Source organism: Rhizorhapis sp. SPR117 (genome assembly GCF_021742065.1).
In genome coordinates this window covers 1-19,767 of record NZ_JAKKIE010000059.1, presented here as the reverse complement: position 1 = coordinate 19,767, position 19,767 = coordinate 1, and the positions used below count along the sequence as shown (strand labels likewise).

The following is a 19,767-nucleotide window of genomic DNA, read 5'->3' as shown; positions in this document are numbered from 1 at the left end:
GCTACTGGCCGAGTCTAAGGCTAAAGCCAGTATCCGACTGAAGTCGGAGGGGTTCCTCCTCCAAGAGGACTCTAAAGAAGATATGGTCCGCGCTGTAGGTGTTGAAATACATCAGCACGAACATGACGAGAGTCGAAGTGCCGATCATAGCCATAAAGCGCCAATACATTGCGCTCCCATGGTCCTGATGATTTCTCTTGTCGTTTGTATCGTGTGCCATTGGCTTTCCTCTGCGCCCTTTCGGGAGACCGTCTGGACGCCCTTCCGGCCGTCTCTCTAACGGCTGTCGTCGCAGGGAGTTTCATGAGCAGGTGGAGCATCGATCAGACGGTCGCCGGGGTGATCACACCTTGAAACGCGAAATCCACCGAATTGGTCATCCTGGAAACATCCGCGACTGGAATAGTTAATATCATGATGGCTGCTCGAGGGCAGTCCAAGATGCCGACCATTTCTGGGGATACCGATGGCCGACAAGCCCATTGTTCTGATCACAGGCGCCGCCGGAAATATCGGCCGCTCGCTGGCGCAGGCTCTTCAGAAGCACTACACAGTGGTCGGCCTGGATATGGCGCGCGGCGATACTGATTATCCTGTCATCGAGGTAGATCTTACCGACGATAAGAGCGTGGCCAAAGCCCTCGATCATATCGGTTCCGAATATGGACGCCATCTTGCGAGCGTCGTGCATTTGGCAGCTTTCTTCGACTTCACTGGCGAGGACAAACCGCAATACAAGACAGTCAATGTCAATGGCAGTCGCAATCTCATCCAAGGCTTGCAGCAGTTCGAAGTCGAGCAGTTCGTCTATTCGGGCACGATGCTCGTCCATGAACCGGGCGATCCCGGCGAGCGCATCGATGAAAGCCGTCCGATCACCCCCGGCTGGGCCTATCCGAAATCAAAGGCGGAAGCCGAGCAGGCGATCAGCGAGGAACGCGGTGACATACCGGTTGTCTTCCTGCACCTGGCCGGCCTGTATGACGAGCGTACATCCGTGCCGACCTTCGCCAACCAGATAGCGCGCATCTATGAGCGGGATTTCCAGAGTCATCTCTATTCCGGCGACACGGACGCAGGACAAGCGATGGTCCACCGCGAAGACATGATCGATGCCTTCGTTCGCACGATCGACCGTCGCGACCAGCTGCCAGAGGAAACCGTCATACTGGTCGGTGAACCTGATGCGATCGGCTATGACGATCTGCAGGATCGCCTCGGCTACCTCATCCACGGCGAGGATGGCTGGGCCACATTGCGCGTGCCTTCAGTGGTGGCGGGTGTCGGCGCATGGGTGCAGGACAAAGCCGAACCGGTCATTCCCGACGCGATCGACCAAGGCGAACGGCCGTTCATCCAGCCATTCATGACGCGGATGGCGAGTGATCATTATGCGCTCGATGTCGGCCGTGCGCGGGAGCTCCTCGGGTGGGATCCCAGGCACCGCCTTGCGGACGAGCTGCCCGCCATTGTGGCTGCGCTGAAGGAAGATCCGGCCGCGTGGTACGAGGCCAACCGCATTCCCCCGCCGGCCTTCGTCACGGAAGTCGAAACGGTCGGGGAAAACCCTGAGGCTCTGCGAGTCCAGCATGAACAATGGCGGCGCGACGCGCATGGCGAGACGCGCTGGGCTCATTTCGTGAATATTGCGCTGGGCTGCTGGATCCTGGTCCAGCCCGTGATCGTCGAGGTTGAAGAGCCGGCCCTTTTCTGGTCGGAGATCATGCTCGGCGCAGCGCTGGTCCTGTTCGCCACGCTATCCCTGTCCTGGCGAATGGCCTGGGCACGCTGGGCCTCGGCTGCGGTGGCCGCTGGCATCATGGCGGTCCCCTTCCTGTTTTGGACGACCAACCCGGCTGCATTTCTTTCGGACACACTGGTCGGGGCCTTCGCCTTCGGACTTGCCGTCGGCACGCGGCCCGAACCGGGAACCTCGATCATTGCTGCAATGACCGGCCCGGATACCCCGCCGGGATGGAGCTACAATCCATCGGCCTGGACGCAACGGCTGCCTATCATCTTTCTTGCGCTCATCGGCCTGCTGGTTGCGCGCTATCTCACAGCGTATCAACTCGGCCAGATCGACGGTGTATGGGAGCCGTTTTTCCCCGGGCTGCCGGACGATCCCATCAAGAATGGGACGGAGACAGTGATTACATCCTCCGTGTCCGAAGCTTTTCCGATTCCCGATGCGGCGCTCGGCGGCTATACTTATGCGTTGGAGATCGTTACGGGGATCGTCGGATCACGGGCGCGCTGGCGCACCATGCCCTGGCTGGTGTTCCTGTTTGGCCTGATGATCGCGCCGCTCGGGGTCGTCTCGATCCTGTTCGTGATCATCCAACCGATCGTCATCGGCACCTGGGCGACACTAACGCTTATCGGGGCCGCGGCCATGTTGATCCAGATCCCCTATTCGCTCGACGAATTGCTCGCGACAATCCAGTTTGTGCGGCGGCGGGCGAAGGCCGGACGACCGTGGCTTCGTGTATTCCTGTTCGGCGATACGGATAAGGGTCAGCCTGGAGAACGCACCGATGAGTTCGAGCGCAATCCCGGCGCGGTGCTCCGCGACATGTGGGCAGGCGGCGTCAACCTGCCCTGGAACCTCGCGCTGGCCGCTATTCTGGCGGCATCGCTTCTGTTCACCCGGATGACGTTCGGCGCGGAAGGAGCGATGGCCGATGCCGACCATCTCATCGGGTTCCTCGCGCTGACAATCATCTCGCTCGCCGCCGCCGAAGTGGCGCGGCCGTTACGCTATTGCCTTATCCCACTGGGCGCGGCCCTTATGGCCGTACCTTTCTTTCTTGAGGCCAGTGTAACACAGAGCATTGCCAGCGTCGCCATCGGTCTCCTGCTTATTGTGCTGAGCTTCCGGCGCGGCGCAATTCGGGAACGCTATGGAACGTGGGACCGCTGCATTATCTGACCGCCTCCCCTCCCAGCCGCCAGGTCTTGTCGTTCCTGTTCCAGTCGGAGGGGCGTTCATTTGGCTGGGCGGGCGGGATGGTTCCAAACAAAATCAGGCAATCAGCGCAGGCAGTGTCTGCCAGATGATTGCCACGGCTGACAGACCAATACCGCACAGCGCAACGGCGCGCATCCACGCGTCCAGCGGGACAAGGGTGTCGCTGCGCAAAACCCGCTTGAACAACAGCGCAACGGCGGCGAGGCAGCCGAGAGTGACGAACAGTGTAAGGATACGCGCCAATGGCGTTGTCAGGAAAACACTGGCGATGATGTAAAGCGTGAAGAAATGCACGGTCCAGACAATCAGACCACTGAGCAGGCAGGTCCAGCCACGCACGGCTCAGTTCCCCCCGAAGGCGCGCGTCAGGAGCGCGGTCAGCGCACCCTGGCCTGCGGCATAGGTTATCCATAGCACGCAAAGATCGAGGCTGTTGTTGCGCGGCCGCACAATCAAGCCCCGACTGTTGCGGGCAGACAAATATCCGGCCATCAACAGCCCGACCGCCGCCAGCACCGCCTCTAGCGATAGCAGGGCGTACACCATAGCCCCCTGCCCGCTGGCATCGGGCCGCAACCCCGATTCGATCCAGCGCCACAGGTCGATGCCAGCGCCTGCGGCAAGCGCCAAGGCGGCGCACAGAAACAAAACCCCCGGCGTCCACAGTCTGGTTGCCTTGCGGGCCAGCATGCGACGCGCGAGCAAAGCCAGTCCTCCCGCTGCGGCATAAACCGGCAGCACCGCCGCAAGCCAGGCGGGATCGGCCGGCGCTGCCCAGAAGCGCGGCTGAACCCCATAGAGGTACAGGAAGCTGAACACCGCCATGAGGAAGATCATGCCGACGACCACAAGCAGGATCACCATCGCCCACCAACCGTGGCTGCTCGGCCCCGTAACATAGGTGGACAGCCGGATGCCCGCGCCGACATCCACTATTTCCTTCTTCACCAGCCTGTCGGTGTCCCACAGCCAGCGCAGCACGCACAGAATCGCGAGAACCCCGCAAGTGAAGGAGGGGAGATAGGCCTGCACCGTCAGCATCAGAAAGAACCCTGCGGTGAATACCGCCGCCAGGAGCGGCCACACGGACGGTCCCGGCATGATCTGCAGATATTGCGGTTCGGCACGCAACGGGCTGGTGATGATCGTCTCGCGCAGGCCTGTCGCCGAACCGGGCAGCAAGTAGCGCCCCTGCTCGACGTCCTCGGCCAGCCCGGGATCGTCCCATAGCGGCTCGCGGCTTTTCACGACCGGGATGCTGCGTGTGGAATAAAGTCCCGTCGGCAGCCATTCGAGCGTGCCGCCGCCATATACGTTGCCGGCATCGTCATCGACGGTGAAACGGAAATTACGGGCAAGATCGACCAGGAATACCAGCACGCCAGCGGCCAGCATGAACGCTCCGACGGTCGAGATCATGTTCGGGACTTCCCAGTCGCGCCCCGGCAGATAGGTATAGACGCGGCGAGGCATTCCCATCAGGCCAGTCACATGCATCGGCCAGAAAGCGACCTGCATGCCGACGAACATCAGCCAGAATGCCCATTTGCCAAGCCGTTCGGACAACGGCTTCCGGCTTGTCATCGGCGTCCAATAGTAGAATGCGGCGAAGATCGGGAACACCATTCCGCCGATCAGTACGTAATGGAGGTGTGCCACGATAAAATAACTATCATGCGCCTGCCAATCGAACGGCACCATTGCCACCATCACGCCGGTTAGGCCGCCGATGACAAAGGTGATCAAGCCGCCGAGCACGAATAGCGTTGGCGCATTGAAGCGTGGCTTGCCGACCGCAAAGGTCGCGATCCACGAGAAGACCTGAATGCCTGCCGGCACGCTCACCGCCATGCTCGCCGCTGAAAAGAAGCCGATCGAAAGGTTCGGCATCCCCGTCGTAAACATGTGGTGCGACCAGACACCGAAGCTGATGAAGCCGGTTGCGAGGAAGGCAAGGACGATCAGATAATGACCAACCAGCGGTGTACGAGCCATCGTCGCCACCATCATTGAGACCAGCCCGGATGCCGGCAGGAAGATTATGTAAACTTCGGGATGACCGAAAAACCAGAAGAGGTGCTGCCACAAGAGCGCATCCCCGCCACGCGTCGGGTCGAAGAAGGGCCAGTTGAACGCCCGCTCGAGTTCGAGCAGCAACGTGCCCAGGATCACTGACGGAAACGCTACGACGATCATCACGCCGAGCACCAGCATCGCCCAGGCATAGACCGGCATCTTGTCCAGCGTCATGCCGGGCGCGCGGGTACGCAGCACGCCAACGATGATCTCTATCGCACCGGCAATTGCGCTGATCTCAATGAAGCCGATGCCGAGCAGCCAGAAATCAGCGTTGATGCCGGGCGAATAGGTCATGCTCGTGTAAGGCGGGTACATGAACCAGCCTCCATCGGGCGCCAGCCCCACGAAAATCGACGCAAAGAAGCACAGTCCGCCGACGAAATAGGCCCAGAAGGCGTAAGCGGAAAGCCGGGGAAACGGCAGATCGCGCGCCGCGAGCATTTGCGGCAGCAGCAGAACGCCGATCGCCTCGACCATCGGCACAGCGAACAGGAACATCATCACCGTGCCGTGCATGGTGAAGAACTGGTTGTAGGTTTCCTGCGGCAGTACGCCTTGCAGCGGCAGCGCCAGCTGCACGCGCATTACCAGCGCGAGAATACCGGCGAGCAGAAAGAACAGGAAAGCGGTCGCAACATAGAAGAAGCCGACATAGTTATTGTTGACCGCAGTCAGCAGCGCCCAGCCCTTGGGAGCGCACCAAATGCGCTCCAATTCCTCCAATTCCTCCGGTGGGCGCTCTTCCCTGGTAGGAAAGCGATCATAGAGCGCCAGGTCGAACCCTGTCTCCGAACTCATTTCTGAACCTCAAGATATGAGGCGAGCGTCTGCAGTTCGGCGGCGGAAAGCATCTTGTAGGACGGCATGCGGTTGCCGGGTTTGATAGACTGGCTGTCGCCGATCCAACCCATCATCGTCCCGCGATTATTGGGCAGTATGCCAGCCCCCAGAGAGCGGCGAGAGCCGACATGGGTCAGGTCCGGCCCGGCGGTGCCATTGGCGGCGGTCCCGGCGATTCGGTGACACGCGGCACAGCCGGTTGAACGGAACAGCATCGCGCCCTGCCCCCGCTCCATTTGCTTCGCCGGTCGTGACGTGCGGCGCGCAGCCATCATCGCCTCGAATGCAACGGGCTCGTGCGCCACAACGACGAATCCCATCAGCGCGTGCGGTCCGCCACAATATTCGGCGCATTGTCCCGCAAACGTCCCCGGCAAATCCGCCTGGATCGGCAGGATATTGCGGCGTCCCGGCACCATGTCGAGCTTGCCCGAAAGACGTGGCACCCAGAAGCTGTGGATCACATCGTTCGATTCCAGTTCCAGAACTACCGGACGCCCCGCCGGAATGTGAAGCTCGTTGGCATCGAACATATAGGGGCGGCCTTGCCGGTCCAGATAGGCGATTCGCCACCACCACATTTCGCCGGTTATGCGCACGCGCATCGCGTCTGCAGGCACTGGCGCGGTCAGATTGCGGGTAAGGCTCAATCCATAAACCAGCAGCAGCGTCAGCACTATGACCGGAAACCCGATCCCGCCAATCCAGATCACCTTGGTTCCGCCGAGCTTCGCCTTAAGTCGCTCACCACCAAAAAACGCGATCCACAGCGCGGCGACCACCACTGACAGCACCGCAACACTTATTGCGACCAATATCCAGGACAGCATCGTAATAGATCCCGCATATGGCCCTGCGGGGTCGAGAACAGGAACGGTGGAGGGATCGAACATTTCAGCGCTCGCCGGTTGCGTAGAGATAAGCGGCGACATCGCGGGCATCGGCCGCATTCAGGGGCATGGCGGGCATCGTCGTGCCCGGAAGCGTTGCCGGTGCATCGCGCACATAGGCGGCAAGCACGTCCGGCCGATTGGGCAAACTTCCGGCGATCAGTCCCTGGTCTCCAAAGCCTTTGAGCGAAGGACCGCTTTGCCCCCGCGGCCAGCGGATGCCGGGGATCACATGGCATGCACCGCAACCCGCGCGCTCAATGGCAGCCTTGCCGTGCTTGATATTCGCCTGCGGCATATACTGCGTCTCATCAGGCGGCGGCTTGCAACCTGTGGTGAGAAGCAGCGGCAACAAGGCGCGAACGATCAGCAATCATTCCCCTTTCACAGGCGATGGGATTCCGTGGCGTGTCATATCCGGAACCGTTGCAGGCGGCAGCGGTTCCAATAGGCACGATGCGTGTCCATCACACTTCGGCGATCGGCATCGCAACACTCTGGCTTGCAGCATGCGGTCAGGTCGAGCGGCGCGCCGCTGATCGCTTCACCGTCACCGGCGAACTGATCGCGCTGAGCGGCGGCGATGCGGGCGCGCCCAATGCCTGTATTGCATGCCACGGCCTGGATGGGCGCGGCAACGGCGCCGGCACACCCCGCCTTGCCGGTCTCGACCGCGGCTATATGGCCGCGCAACTCGAAGCCTATGGAAGCGGGCGTCGCAAGCATCCCGAAATGGAGGCGATAGCCAACAAGTTGACGTCTACGCAACAGGACGCCGTCTCCGCATATTATGCAGCGATGCCGTTCGTGCCGATGCGCCCGAAAGATGGGCAGGCCGACCAGGCGTCCATTCTCTATCATCACGGCGATCCAGCGCGCGGCCTTGCATCCTGTGTCTCGTGCCACGGGAAATACGGCGAAGGCGTCGGCCCAGCCAATCCGCCGCTCGGCGCACAGCCTGCCGCCTATCTTGCTGAGCAGCTGGACCAATGGCGGGCGGCCAGACGGCGCAACGATCCTGAAAATGTCATGCTGCGGATCAGCCAAGCGCTTTCCCGTTCGGAATCCTCGGCTCTCGCGGCCTATGCGGGGGCGCTCCCCGGGGGTCTTCCACGTCAGGAATCTCCGGCAGCATCCCCCGCAACACATCGTGGCGATCCCAGAAATGATGTTTCAATGCGGCCACCACGTGAAGCGGAATGATGAGCAGCAACGTAATGACCAGCAGATGATGTACGTCTTCAGCCATATCCATAATCCGCCAGCGCATGGTCAGCGGCATCTGATCAAACGGCAACTGTGGCCAAGGTACCATTCCCGCAACATAGAGCGGCCCCGGCTCAGCCACTGACGACCACATCGCCCAGCCGCTCAGGGGCAAACCGAAAAAAGCGATATAAAACACATAGTGCAATGCATAGGCGGCATAACTCTGCCAGCCCTGCCTGTCAGCATCGTTCACCGGTCCTGGTATCATCAGCCGCCAGCCAAAGCGCCCGAGCGCCAGCAGCAGGATCATTAGTCCGACCGCGCTATGCACCTCATAACCGTAGATTTTGTCACCTCCAACCGGAAGCCAACTGGTATAATAGCCCCAGCCGAGCTGGAATATCACCAGGAATGCCATCACCCAGTGAAATCCGATTCCCACCGGCGAATAGCGACTGCGCTCGGTGTGGCTACGCGCCCATGCCCGCAGATTCCGGATCATGTCGTAACCATCGAGCGCTCATGCACAAACCAGCGCGCGGCCAGTGCTACCGCAGCCGCAAGATAAATCCCGGCGCCTGGCACCCACATAATCAGACCGGCGAGTTGCTGGTCCTCAAGCGGCGCAAGACCCCACGCAAGCGGGCCGATGAAATGCGGTGCATAAAGCGGCGTGCCGGAGAATGTGAGCAGCGCGCCCAGAAGGCCCATCTGCACCATCGTTGCAAGCAAGGCCGCGATCCCCGCAGGCAGTGCCGCATTCCGCACGCCACGCCAGAGCGCCAGAGCGCTCAGCAGCAAACTGATCTGCATCAACCAGTATATCGTATCATCTGACAATGCCGCTTCATAGGCAGCCGGCGCGTGCCACAACCAAAAAGTTGCGGCGTGGATACCCGTCCACAAAACTAGCCCGCCGGGAATGCGCGATACTGAAAACGCAGCGGCGAGTAGCGGCGCCACCACTGCCGTCAATGCCAGATGATGGACCACGCGTGCTGAGAATAATGCAGCGGTCAGGGCGCAGAATGGTGACACGAACAGAAACACAAGCAGCGCGATCGCTGCAAGAAACCAGCGCCGTTCGCCCCCTGTTCGCGCGAACCGCCACCATCCTGCGGCCGCAAGTACGAACGCCGCGAGGAGCATTGGATCGAGGTTCCATCGCGCCGCGAGCTCGTCAGGCGCCGGTGCTGCGCCGCAATAAGGAATCCATATGGCAGCTTGATCCAAGGCAGCGCGTCCCTCGAATTGTCCAATTGTTCCGGAACCAATCACAGCCGGGTCTGTTCCCCTGCCAAAGGAGAATCCGATGCCGGACGGCAACGACGCGCTTCCACGTGCCCGCTCGCTGCTGACGATGATTGTCGCCGCGATCCTGACGCTGATCGGGCTGATACTCTCGGTGGGTGGTGCTTGGCTCACACTGCTGGGGGGAAGTATTTATTATCTGCTGGCAGGTTTGCTACTCATAGCCTCTGGCGTTTTCCTGTTCCGGGGACGGACGTTCGGCGTTCTTCTTTTCCTCGTTGTTTACGTCATGTCGGTGATTTGGGGACTTGCCGAGGCTGGCCTCGATGGTTGGGCTCTCCTCCCCTTCACGGTTGGCCCCACGGTGCTATTGCTGCTGGTGCTTCTTACACTCCCTATTCTCCAGCCACACCGTTGGCGCTGGCCCACGGTACTCGGTTTCGCGGGGGGCATGCTCCTGATCCTTGTCGTCGCGGGCTTCATCATCTCGCGCGTCAATCAACCACCCGTAGGGCTGTTGCCAGCTCTCATCGCTTCGACGGTCGCCGATCCCTCGCCACTAAGGCCCGGCACGGACTGGCCTGCTTATGGCGGCAGTTATGCTGCACAGCGCTATTCGCCCCTTGGCCAAATTACGCCTGACAATGTCGGCAAGCTAGAACGTGCCTGGGTTTATCACACCCGCGATATGCCAAAAGGCGATCCCAAGGACAGCAAATACGGGGCGGAAACCACTGCACTCAAGGTCGGCGACACCCTCTATCTCTGCTCGGCAACCAATATTCTGATCGCACTCGATCCCGCAACAGGCCAGCAGCGTTGGCGCTACGACCCGCAAATAAGTGAAGAATGGATACCCTATACTGCTGCCTGTCGCGGGGTCGCCTATTATGCCGTTCCGGGAGCCAAAGCGGATAGCAGCTGCGCCGCGCGGGTTATCGAGGGCACGCTCGATGGCCGTATCATCGCGGTCGATGCGCGCACCGGGCGCCCATGCGCTGGCTTTGGAACGAATGGCGCCATCGACATCAAGCGCGGCATGGGCAAAGTCGCGCCCGGCATGGTTTCAATTACCTCACCGCCCACAATTATCCGAGGCGTGATCGTGACAGGGCATCAGGTGCTCGACGGTCAGAAACGCAGTGCGCCATCCGGCGTGATTCAAGGTTTCGATGCGGTGACCGGCGCCAAGCGCTGGGCATGGGACATGGTAAATCCCCAATGGGCCGCCGATCCCCCCAAGGGCGAGGAATATGCCCGAGGCACACCCAATATGTGGACCATTGCCAGCGGCGATGAAGCCTTGGGGCTCGTCTATCTGCCGATGGGCAATTCCGCAGCGGATTACTGGAGCGGTAGCCGCCGACCGCAGGAAAACGCCTTTTCGACCTCGCTTGTTGCGCTCGACGTGATGACCGGTAAACCACGCTGGAGCTTTCAGACGGTTCGCCGCGACGTCTGGGACTATGATCTTGGCGCACAGGCGACGTTGGTCGATTTCCCAAGTGGCGGCACCTCGGTGCCCGCACTCATCCTTCCCAGCAAACAGGGCGATATATATGTGCTGGACCGACGCACCGGGCGACCCATTTTCCCGGTGCAGGAACGTGCGGTGCCGCGAACCGGCGTAGAACCGCAGCTTCGCAGTCCGACGCAGCCCTTTTCAACCTATCACACGCTGGCATTTCCGAAGCTCGAAGAGCGTGACATGTGGGGAATGTCGCCTATCGATCAGATGATCTGCCGCATTCAATTCCGTCGCGCCGAGTATCGCGGCATGTATACCCCTCCCACTGCGGACAAGCGCTTTGTCGAATATCCCGGCTATAACGGCGGCACCGATTGGGGCGGGATTGCGATTGATCCGGTACGTGGCGTAATCATCGCGAATTACAACAACATGCCCAACTATAATCGGCTTGTTCCGCGGGCGGAGGCTGATCGCAGAGGTTGGCCAAAGCCGCGCGGCGAAGTTCGTGGCGGCGATATGGGCGATGCCGGCCATGGATCGAGAGATCCCCAGGCAGGCACACCTTACGCGATAGCAGTCAACCCTGGCTGGCGGCTCCCTCTCACCAGTCTGCTATGCAAGCGCCCGCCTTATGGCGGTATTCGTGCAATCGATATGCGGACTGGCAATACGATATGGGACCGCCCGTTCGGCACTGCCCGCCGGAATGGGCCATGGGGGATTCCATCCATGTTACCAGTGAATATCGGAACGCCCAACAACGGCGGCGCGGTGGTCACGGCCGGAGGGATCATCTTCATTGCAGCCGCCACCGACAATCTCATCCGCGCGATCGACCTCCGGACGGGCAAGACACTCTGGCAGGATACGCTTCCGGCAGGTGGCCAGGCGACACCGACAGTCTACGAAGCCAATGGCAAACAATATCTCACGATCATGGCTGGCGGCCATCATTTCATGGAGACGCCGATCGGCGATGCGTTGATCACTTATGCTCTGCCAGACTGATTTGGGGACAGTATGCTGCCGTTCGATGCACCTGAGCGCGGCCTGTCGGCATATTGCAAGATGGAACCGGATCACCTTTGACCTCACGCGATCATCGAGAGTCCCGCCAAACCGCCCACGAAGACCAGCAGCGCAAGTGCACTGTCCATGCCCATCCGCCAAATCGTCTTATCGCGCCGCTCCAGCATGCCCACTACAAAAATGCCCGTCATGACCACCGCCAGGCAAGCCGCGGTGACTTCGAAGGTGCCTGCGGTATCCAGAACAGGGCCGCCGCGATAAAAAAGGTCAGCGATGAAAATAATCTGGATGTTGAATAAATTGGTCCCGAAGATATCCCCGATGGCAAGTTGATAGCGACGCATCTTCAGCGCCGCGATGACTGAACTCAATTCAGGAAGCGACGTACAAAAGCCGACCAGCGCAAAGCCGACGATAGAGGTGCCCAGACCCGATTTCTCGGCAATCGCGTCACCAGCCAAGGCAAGAGACGCGCCACCCACCATGATCGCAAGGCCGGCCCCCGCAGTAAGGGCGCCAAGAGCCAGATTGCTATAGTCTCTTCCCGTATCGTCAGCAGGTTCGTTTTCAGGCGGATGTTGCGCTTTCCATGTGTTGCTGCCTTCGAAACGGCTGGAAATTCGCAGCGCCTGGACGCAAGCGACCGCAAGTAATAACGATAGGATTCCCGTACCAAGTACAGGGATGTTGGTGTCGCCTATCGATATAGCAATCGCTACTCCCGCCATAAGCATCATACCGAGCACGCCCTGCATCAGGGGCGCCGGCTTCTGGGTCTGGTGCGTCAGCGGTCCTTTGCCATAGACTATGTCGCCCACGACCAGCAGGAGGATGTTGATCGACGAGGTGCCGAGCAGATCATTAATGGAAAGGAGCGGGTTGCCCGCCAGCGATGCCGTGCTTGCCGTGACCAGTTCGGGAAGCGACGTAATACCCCCCAGCAAAAGCATGCCGGCGAAAGCCTGACCAATTCCCGTGCGCTCCGCGATTTTGTCTACCAGGCCTGCCAATCGGCTGCCAGCATACCATACAAGAGTTCCAGCCAACGCCATGATGACGAAGAGAATGGTCAGGGAAAAGTCGGCAAAATTAAAGGGCATTCGGCTTCAACTCGGCAAGCGTGTTCAGGGGATGGGGTGATCCGGGGTTGCCTCTGTCTCCCTCCACATGATGAAAGATTGTGATCGTTCCCAATCATCTGACCGCTTGGAGCGCGATGATTTTTAGGTTCGTCCCGAGCGAAGTCGAGGGACGTTGGCCTGACGAGAATGTGTCTCGACTTCGCTCGACACGAACGGAGGACAGGAATTCAACCTGACCTCATCACGCTCTCAATGATTGAATCGAAACATGCGCGGCAGGAATCAGTTCCAAGCAGAAGTTCCCTCAGCCCTTAAGGACCCGCCGCGTTATTGGCTGAACCCGAAGTGGTAGACCGCCAACGGAAGTGCCAGGAGCAGCACGAATGAAAATAGCACCAAGGCGCCGTCCCGGCTGAGCAGCCCAGCGGCAAAAAGGCGATCACGGCCGAAGCGATCGACCCCGACGTCGGAATCGCTTCCATGAACGGCATGGCCATCGTCAAACCCAGTATCAGAAGCATCGGCAGCCATATCCATGGCCGGTGGAAGAGAAATGTAAACCGCGGCTTCAGGAAGCGCTCGACGAATTCAACTGGCTTGCGCAGCCAGCGGACACCCTTGCACAACTTTGCCGTAGACATGCGGCGGTGAGTAATGAGAGCCGGAAGCCACACGCATTTCCGGCCTGCAATCATCTGCACAATCAGAAGGAAGACAAGGGCCGCGACTGCCGTCGTTATACCGGGAATTGCGCTGGCCGGAGAAGTAGAGATCAACGCAAAGACCAGCATCAGGGAAGCAAAGGAATGCCGACCAAGATTCTCGACCACCCTTCCGACGAGAATGCTCTTGCCGCCAGCCATACTCTCGAGCTGATCGAGGACCTGGCTTAACACGCGAGAGGAATGATCGTCAGCCATCACTATTGTCGATAGCAACCTTGCATGCTCGCTTGGCTGCTTTTTTATCCTTGCCGATCGACACGGTCATCAGCCGCCAATGATGATCCCTCCGTTGGGATGAAGGATCTGCCCTGTCATGTAACTGGCGTCCTCGCATGCAAGGAACAGAAAGCTGGGAGCTACTTCGTTCGGTTGCCCAGCACGCCCAAGCGGCGTACTCTCGCCGAAATGCTCAAGCTTTTCGGGCGATGCCCCGCCAAAGGGATTAAGCGGCGTCCAGATCGGTCCGGGCGCAACGCCGTTCACCCTGATCCCCTTTCCAGCCAGATTGGAAGAGAGCGATCGGGTAAACGCTGTAATGGCGCCCTTCGTTGCGGAATAATCAAGCAATTCGCCTGATCCCTTATACATGGTGACAGAGGTGCAATTGATGATCGACGCGCCATCCTTCAGATGCTTCAATGCGGCCTGAACCATGAAGAACATGCCGAATATGTTGGTCTGGAAAGTACGTCGCAACTGCTCTTCACTAATGTCGCGAATATCCTTGTCCGGGTGCTGTTCCCCGGCGTTATTGACCAGCACGTCGAGCCTTCCCATACTGTCGATGGTTTTCGCAACCGCCGCCTGACAGAAAGCAGCGTCGCCAACATCGCCCGCGATCGGAATTGCCCGACGCCCCTCGCCTTCGACAATTTCACAAGTCTTGCGTGCGTCCTCATGCTCGCACAGATAAACTACTGCCACGTCAGCGCCTTCGCGCGCAAAGAGTGCAGCGACGGCCCGACCGATGCCGCTATCGGCGCCGGTGACCAACGCAACCTTGTCCTGCAGGCGGCCCGATCCGGGATAGCGCGGTTGCCAGTCCGGCTTGGGCTCGAGCTTCCGCTCTTCGCCCGGCAGATCGTCTTCGTGAATCATTTCTACTGTTTTGGTCACGGTCAGTCCTTTCCTCTCATACACAGTCTATTACTGAGGAAATCGCCACCCGCCCGTCATCGTTCCCATCTGCTGCCAACCCATGCGGCGGATGGTCGCGGAGCAGAGTTAACTGGATTTCGTGTAACGAGCGATGAGTTGTTACACTTGGAGGGCCGGGAACCAGGCATTCCATGGATCGTTCCATTCAGGGCAGCCTTAATGGTGCGCGGCGGCGTCTGAGTTCGTCCCCTTTTCGCGACATGCAATATCCAAGGGCGAAAGACCGCTTCGAATCCGGTAATTACCCCTGGGTTGGGATCGCCTGCTGACTCATAAGATGAGGATCACAGTGAAAGCGATTATGACGGCGACCAAAGAGACGGCAAGCACGTAACGTACGATATGAGGGGTCTCGCCTGCGCGGACGTCTTCGGTGTCGATATGTTTTGGTTCGTCAGCCATTCTGCAGTCCTTTTCTAACGCGCGGGTGTTTTAATAACCCCCGGAGAAAGCGGACGGTTCCGGACAGTCCATGTTAGCCCAAAGCATGTAAATAGTGTCAATTGAGGAACAAAGTAACCATAAAATTGTTTAATAATATCGTTGTGACAGGAGGCTTGCATGTTAAAATGGGCTCTCATATTTTTCGTTGTCGGTGTCACTCTCGCTGTCCTTGGCTTTGGAGGAATTGGCGGCGCGTTCGTTGAAATCGCCAAGATATTGTTCTTCATTGCCGTCGCTATATTCGTCATTCTGCTTGTTTTGGCGGTGCTGGGCGGACGTAGCGCAGGATTATAGCGAGCCATTAAAACGACTACCGAAATTGCGAGAAAGCCCCGGCATTATGCCGGGGCTTTCTTTTGGGATACAGCTGACGGACATCACCATGGGTAAGAAACGCCGTAATAGCTGTATATTCCGCGACCATAGTCACTATCGAACCTTGGCTCGCTTTGTCCGTCGTAGCGCGGAGCACCCTCAAGGGTGGACTTGTCCAGATCGACGACATAGCCGTCCTGGTCGCTGTCATATGTAAGCAGATTCCAAGGCAGCGGATAATGTTCTTTACCCATTCCCAGGAATCCACCGAAAGACAACACCGCATACCGTGCCGTTCCCGACACCTTGTCGACCATGAAGTTCTCGACCTTTCCAAGCCGTTCACCCGCTCGGTTATATACCGCCGTGCCTTCCACCCTGTCCGAAGCGATCAAGTCAACGGTTTCATCAGTAGCGATATCGCTGGCCATAACTATTCTCCTGCGTTTGTTGGGGCATTGCCCCACCATGGGGTCGCCCTGTTGTATAATATCAGCGATCGTGAGCCCTATCGGTTCCCGCGCTGGTCTCGCTCTCCTCTCATGTCAGCGCGCAGCGCTTCGCCGGGTGCACAGTGCCCAGCGCGAAGGCCAGAAAGCCGTCCGTCGGGTGTCAGCTTTTTCTGCCGTCACGTACCAAAAGCCTTGCGTAGTTCGTCCTTGGCCGTCTCCAGAACCTTGCGCTGCCGGTCCGGCAGATTATCGCCGGCCCTGTTGATATAGAAGGTCAGCATGGACATCGCCGACTGAAAGGGCGTGCCCTTGCGACGATGGCTGTGTTCCGCTGACCGTTTGAGCGAACGGGCGATTTCCGCCGGATCGTCAAGGGTGAAAATATGGTCTTCCAGATCCAGCGCATCGGAATTTTCTGTCACCTGCTGGGACCATTGTCGTCTGGGCATGTTCCTTCTCCTCGTCGGGAATGAACGAGCGGAAAGCCCATCGGGTCCCACAAGCGGAGCAGACAACGCCGGGCAGTCGCAGGAGAGCGTCTGATAACCTCATGCAACCGGGTGCCTGCTGACGAGTTGAATCCCCATCAGCAATGCACAGCACCGGAAAGGAGCCGATCATGCTGGCACGCAAGCCCAAGCCGACGCAGCCGTCCGCAAAACCCGACCAGCCGCCGGTCCGCACTCCGGAACCCTCTATGGGTCCCGACGAGGAAGGTGAGATCCCCTTGGCTCGCGATCAGATCCCCAAGGATCATGCCGCCTGGGTTCATGAGGAGGAAAAGAAATGACTGATCCCAAGGAGCCACCCCATTACTCCGGGCAGGAGGTCCGACAGGGAGAAATCATCCTTAAAAAGCGTCGTAACCGGATCATCTTCATTTCCGGATTGGCGTTGGGGGTGCTTTTCCTCATTGTACTTCAGCTCATGACAGTCTGAAGCGGAGAGCGAACGATGGCGGCTCGCCCCTACTGGACCGGACAGATCAAGCTGGCGCTGGTGACTATCCCGGTCGAATTGTATTCAGCGACCAAGGGCCGCGCCACCATAAGCTTTCGCCAGATCCATGAGCCGTCTGGCAAGCCGGTAAAATATGAAAAGATCGTGCCCGGTATCGGCCCTGTCGATACCGATGAAATCATGAAGGGCTATGAATATGAAAAGGGCAGCTATGTTCTCCTGAGCCCCGAGGAAGTCGACGCGGTCAAGCTGGAGAGCAAGAAGGTCCTGGAACTCACGCAATTCGTCGAGGCGACCGAAATCGACCCGCTCTATTACGAAAAACCCTATTATGTCGTGCCCACCGGAGAGTTGGCAGAAGAAGCCTTCATTGTGCTGCGCAATGCTTTGCGTAAAAGCGGCAAGATCGGGCTTGGTCAACTTGCTATGCGCGGCCGCGAATATATCGTCGCGCTACGCCCCTGCGGTCGTGGGCTGATGCTGGAAACGCTACGCTATTCGGACGAAGTGAACCGGGCCACAAGCTATTTTCGCGACATAGGCGATGAAGAACCTGACGCCGACCTGCTGGAGCTCGCCGAAACGCTGATCGAACGAAAAAGCGGTTCCTTCGATGCCAGCGCTTTTCACGACCGTTATGTCGAAGCGTTGCAACGGCTGGTGGAAAAGAAGCGCAAGGCCAAAGGGAAACGCGTGATCGAAGAAGTAGAGGAGGAAAGCCCTCGCGCGACAGGCAATGTCATCGATCTGATGGCCGCGCTCAAGAAGTCGGTGGCCAGCGAAAAGAAAAGTGCTTCTCCGAGAAAATCTCCGGCGAAGAAGCGGGCTTGAGACACAATGAGCGCGCCTCATCTCACCGAATATCAGCGCAAACGTGACTTTACGCAGACGAAGGAGCCGCGCGGCCGGAAAGGACATGGCGGTGGGCACCGTTTCATCGTTCAAAAGCATGATGCAACCCGCCTGCATTATGATTTCCGTCTGGAAATGGATGGCGTACTGAAAAGCTGGGCAGTAACCAAGGGACCGAGCCTTGATCCGGCCGACAAGCGCCTGGCGGTACGAACCGAGGATCATCCGCTCGATTACGCAAATTTCGAAGGCACTATTCCCAAAGGTCAATATGGCGGGGGAACAGTGATGCTGTGGGATCAGGGGAATTGGGCGCCGATTGAAGGCAAGTCCGCCAGCGATCTGGAAAAGGGCCATCTGCATTTCACCCTCGACGGGGAACGGATGAAAGGTGAATGGCTGCTGGTACGGATGAAACCCAGGCCAGGTGAAAAGCGCGAAAACTGGTTGCTCCGGAAAGTCGAGGATGATTATGCGGGCAGCAGCGGAGCGCTTGTCGACCGGAAACTGACAAGCATCAAAACCGGACGCACCATGGGAGAGATCGCCACCGCCAAGGCTGCCGCAAAGATATCGAAGCCCACTGGCCGGCCACGGCAGGCCCCACCCAACTTCCGAAAACCTCAACTCGCAACGCTCGTCGACCATGTACCGACAGGCGATGAATGGCTCCATGAAGTAAAATATGACGGTTATCGCTGCCTGCTCAGTATCGGCGGCCGCGATGCGCGAGCCTATACGCGATCCGGGCTCGACTGGTCAGACAAGTTCCCTCCGATCGTGACGGCCGCAAAGACCTTGAACGTCGCATCAGCCCTGATCGACGGGGAAATCATCTGGTTGGATCAGGAGGGCCGTCCCGACTTTTCGGGGCTTCAGGCTTGCATTAAGCAGGGTGGCAAGGACCTTGTCTTTTTTGCCTTCGACCTGTTGGAACAGGATGGTGAGGACCTATCGAAACGCCCCAATATCGAGCGCAAGCAAAGGCTTGAAACGCTGATAGACGACCGTGAAGGCGCGATCCGTTTTGCCGATCATATTAGCGGAAATGGCGAGAGGTTGCTGAATACATTGTGCGGCGCGGGCTATGAAGGCATTATCTCCAAAAAAGCGGATGCCTCCTACGCCATTGGCCGACGCACGATGAGCTGGCTGAAGATCAAATGCACCCAACGGCAGGAATTTGTCATTGTCGGCTGGACGAAAAGCAAGGCAAAAAACAGGGCGTTTGCCTCACTCCTGCTCGCGCAAAAATCGGGTCCCGATCTGCGTTATGCGGGACGAGTGGGAACCGGCTTCGATCAGGATCGCCTGACCGAATTACGTGCAAAACTCGACCGGCTGGCGCGCAAAACACCATCGGTGGAAGCACCGCCTGCCATCGCTCGCACCGCGCAGTGGGTGACGCCCAAGCTTGTGGCCGAAATCGCCTTTTCCGAATTTACGGCAGACAATATTGTGCGCCATGCCAGCTTCGTCGGCCTGCGCGAAGATAAGGAACCGGATGAAGTGAAACCCGAAAAGCCGGTATCCCTTGACCCAAGCAAGAATGATACATCCGTCCAGATTTCCCATCCCGATCGCGTCATTTTTCCGGATGCGGGAATCACCAAGGGCGAGTTGGCCGATTATTATCGAACCGTCGCCGACATCATGCTTCCATGGGCTAACCACAGGCCCGTGAGCCTCGTTCGCTGTCCGCAGGGGCGCGCGAAAAAATGCTTTTTCCAGAAACATGACTCAGGAAGTTTTGGCCCGCACGTCCACCATAGTGACATTCTTGAGAAGGATGGCAGCAAGGAACCCTATATCTATATCGATAACGCCGATGGTCTGCTGGCATGCGTCCAGATGGGAACGATAGAGTTCCACGGATGGGGATCGCGTATCGAAACTATCGAGAGGCCGGACCGAATGGTCTTTGATCTGGACCCTGACCCTGGCATCGACTTTTCCACCGTAAAAAACGTATGGCCCGCCCCGTTTGCAAGGTAGATTTTGAGATGCTCTGATCAGTCTGCGTCAACGTATACGGTCTC

18 protein-coding genes and 2 pseudogenes are annotated in these 19,767 nt (G+C 58.7%); 8 read left to right on the top strand and 12 right to left on the bottom strand.

Annotation, left to right across the window (positions count from 1 at the left end):
* Positions 1–466: 466 nt before the first annotated feature.
* Positions 467–2,932: an NAD-dependent epimerase/dehydratase family protein gene (locus tag L3X40_RS17565; protein WP_237366773.1), complete on the top strand. Its 2,466-nt coding sequence runs from the start codon at positions 467–469 to the stop codon at positions 2,930–2,932.
* A 93-nt stretch (positions 2,933–3,025) separates the two neighbouring features.
* Here L3X40_RS17565 and L3X40_RS17560 read toward each other — a convergent pair whose 3' ends face one another.
* Genes L3X40_RS17560 through L3X40_RS17545 form a run of 4 tightly spaced genes read right to left on the bottom strand, consistent with a single transcriptional unit; the run spans position 3,026 to position 7,153 of the window.
* Positions 3,026–3,310, bottom strand: coding sequence for a hypothetical protein (locus tag L3X40_RS17560; RefSeq protein ID WP_237366772.1), 285 nt, complete (start codon positions 3,308–3,310; stop codon positions 3,026–3,028).
* 3 nt (positions 3,311–3,313) lie between these two features.
* A complete protein-coding gene (locus L3X40_RS17555) occupies positions 3,314–5,848 on the bottom strand; it encodes a cbb3-type cytochrome c oxidase subunit I (protein ID WP_237366771.1) in 2,535 nt (844 codons plus the stop codon).
* Entirely contained in the window at positions 5,845–6,783 is a 939-nt protein-coding gene (locus tag L3X40_RS17550) for a cytochrome c oxidase subunit II (protein WP_237366770.1), read from the bottom strand. Before L3X40_RS17550 ends, L3X40_RS17555 begins: the two co-directional genes overlap by 4 nt.
* A gap of 1 nt (position 6,784) precedes the next feature.
* Entirely contained in the window at positions 6,785–7,153 is a 369-nt protein-coding gene (locus L3X40_RS17545; protein WP_237366769.1) for a c-type cytochrome, read from the bottom strand.
* A 20-nt stretch (positions 7,154–7,173) separates the two neighbouring features.
* Here L3X40_RS17545 and L3X40_RS22545 point away from each other — a divergent pair.
* Positions 7,174–7,731 (top strand): annotated as a pseudogene (locus L3X40_RS22545) (c-type cytochrome); the annotation flags it as partial.
* Between the two features lie 88 nt (positions 7,732–7,819).
* On the opposite strand, the gene L3X40_RS17535 reads toward L3X40_RS22545, so the two are convergent.
* Both L3X40_RS17535 and L3X40_RS17530 read right to left on the bottom strand, forming a co-directional pair.
* A complete protein-coding gene (locus L3X40_RS17535) occupies positions 7,820–8,491 on the bottom strand; it encodes a cytochrome b (protein WP_237366767.1) in 672 nt (223 codons plus the stop codon).
* Complete coding sequence (locus L3X40_RS17530) at positions 8,488–9,222, bottom strand: cytochrome c oxidase assembly protein (protein WP_237366766.1); 735 nt, start codon at positions 9,220–9,222, stop codon at positions 8,488–8,490. Before L3X40_RS17530 ends, L3X40_RS17535 begins: the two co-directional genes overlap by 4 nt.
* 79 nt (positions 9,223–9,301) lie before the next feature.
* On the opposite strand from L3X40_RS17530, the gene L3X40_RS17525 reads away from it, so the two are divergent.
* Entirely contained in the window at positions 9,302–11,719 is a 2,418-nt protein-coding gene (locus tag L3X40_RS17525) for a membrane-bound PQQ-dependent dehydrogenase, glucose/quinate/shikimate family (RefSeq protein ID WP_237366765.1), read from the top strand.
* Between the two features lie 83 nt (positions 11,720–11,802).
* On the opposite strand, the gene L3X40_RS17520 is transcribed toward L3X40_RS17525, so the two are convergent.
* The 4 genes from L3X40_RS17520 to L3X40_RS22360 form a co-directional block, all read right to left on the bottom strand.
* Positions 11,803–12,840, bottom strand: a complete 1,038-nt coding sequence (locus tag L3X40_RS17520) for a sodium:calcium antiporter (protein ID WP_237366764.1) — start codon at positions 12,838–12,840, stop codon at positions 11,803–11,805.
* A 293-nt stretch (positions 12,841–13,133) separates the two neighbouring features.
* Positions 13,134–13,742: an exopolysaccharide biosynthesis protein gene (locus tag L3X40_RS17515; RefSeq protein ID WP_237366763.1), complete on the bottom strand. Its 609-nt coding sequence runs from the start codon at positions 13,740–13,742 to the stop codon at positions 13,134–13,136.
* A 69-nt stretch (positions 13,743–13,811) separates the two neighbouring features.
* A complete protein-coding gene (locus tag L3X40_RS17510; RefSeq protein WP_237366762.1) occupies positions 13,812–14,663 on the bottom strand; it encodes an SDR family oxidoreductase in 852 nt (283 codons plus the stop codon).
* A gap of 312 nt (positions 14,664–14,975) precedes the next feature.
* Positions 14,976–15,107 (bottom strand): hypothetical protein, encoded by a 132-nt coding sequence (locus L3X40_RS22360; protein WP_272907982.1) that lies wholly within the window; start codon positions 15,105–15,107, stop codon positions 14,976–14,978.
* 159 nt (positions 15,108–15,266) lie between these two features.
* On the opposite strand from L3X40_RS22360, the gene L3X40_RS17505 reads away from it, so the two are divergent.
* The gene (locus tag L3X40_RS17505; RefSeq protein WP_237366761.1) at positions 15,267–15,443 is read left to right on the top strand and encodes a DUF1328 domain-containing protein; all 177 of its coding nucleotides are present in this window, start codon (positions 15,267–15,269) and stop codon (positions 15,441–15,443) included.
* 83 nt (positions 15,444–15,526) lie between these two features.
* Here the strand turns inward: L3X40_RS17505 and L3X40_RS17500 are convergent, their stop codons facing one another.
* Together L3X40_RS17500 and L3X40_RS17495 are read right to left on the bottom strand one after the other, a co-directional pair.
* The gene (locus tag L3X40_RS17500; protein WP_237366760.1) at positions 15,527–15,895 is read right to left on the bottom strand and encodes a PRC-barrel domain-containing protein; all 369 of its coding nucleotides are present in this window, start codon (positions 15,893–15,895) and stop codon (positions 15,527–15,529) included.
* 197 nt (positions 15,896–16,092) lie between these two features.
* Positions 16,093–16,365, bottom strand: a complete 273-nt coding sequence (locus tag L3X40_RS17495; protein ID WP_237366759.1) for a DUF3175 domain-containing protein — start codon at positions 16,363–16,365, stop codon at positions 16,093–16,095.
* 170 nt (positions 16,366–16,535) lie between these two features.
* Here L3X40_RS17495 and L3X40_RS17490 point away from each other — a divergent pair, with 170 nt between their 5' ends.
* The 4 genes and pseudogenes from L3X40_RS17490 to ligD all read left to right on the top strand — a co-directional run.
* Positions 16,536–16,706 (top strand): hypothetical protein, encoded by a 171-nt coding sequence (locus L3X40_RS17490; RefSeq protein WP_237366758.1) that lies wholly within the window; start codon positions 16,536–16,538, stop codon positions 16,704–16,706.
* Positions 16,703–16,855, top strand: a complete 153-nt coding sequence (locus L3X40_RS17485; protein WP_237366757.1) for a hypothetical protein — start codon at positions 16,703–16,705, stop codon at positions 16,853–16,855. The genes L3X40_RS17490 and L3X40_RS17485 overlap by 4 nt, the downstream gene beginning before the upstream one ends.
* 15 nt (positions 16,856–16,870) lie before the next feature.
* Positions 16,871–17,707, top strand: coding sequence for a non-homologous end joining protein Ku (ku, locus tag L3X40_RS17480; RefSeq protein ID WP_237366756.1), 837 nt, complete (start codon positions 16,871–16,873; stop codon positions 17,705–17,707).
* 6 nt (positions 17,708–17,713) lie between these two features.
* Positions 17,714–19,693: pseudogene (gene ligD, locus L3X40_RS17475) on the top strand (DNA ligase D); the annotation flags it as partial.
* Between the last annotated feature and the right edge of the window lie 74 nt (positions 19,694–19,767).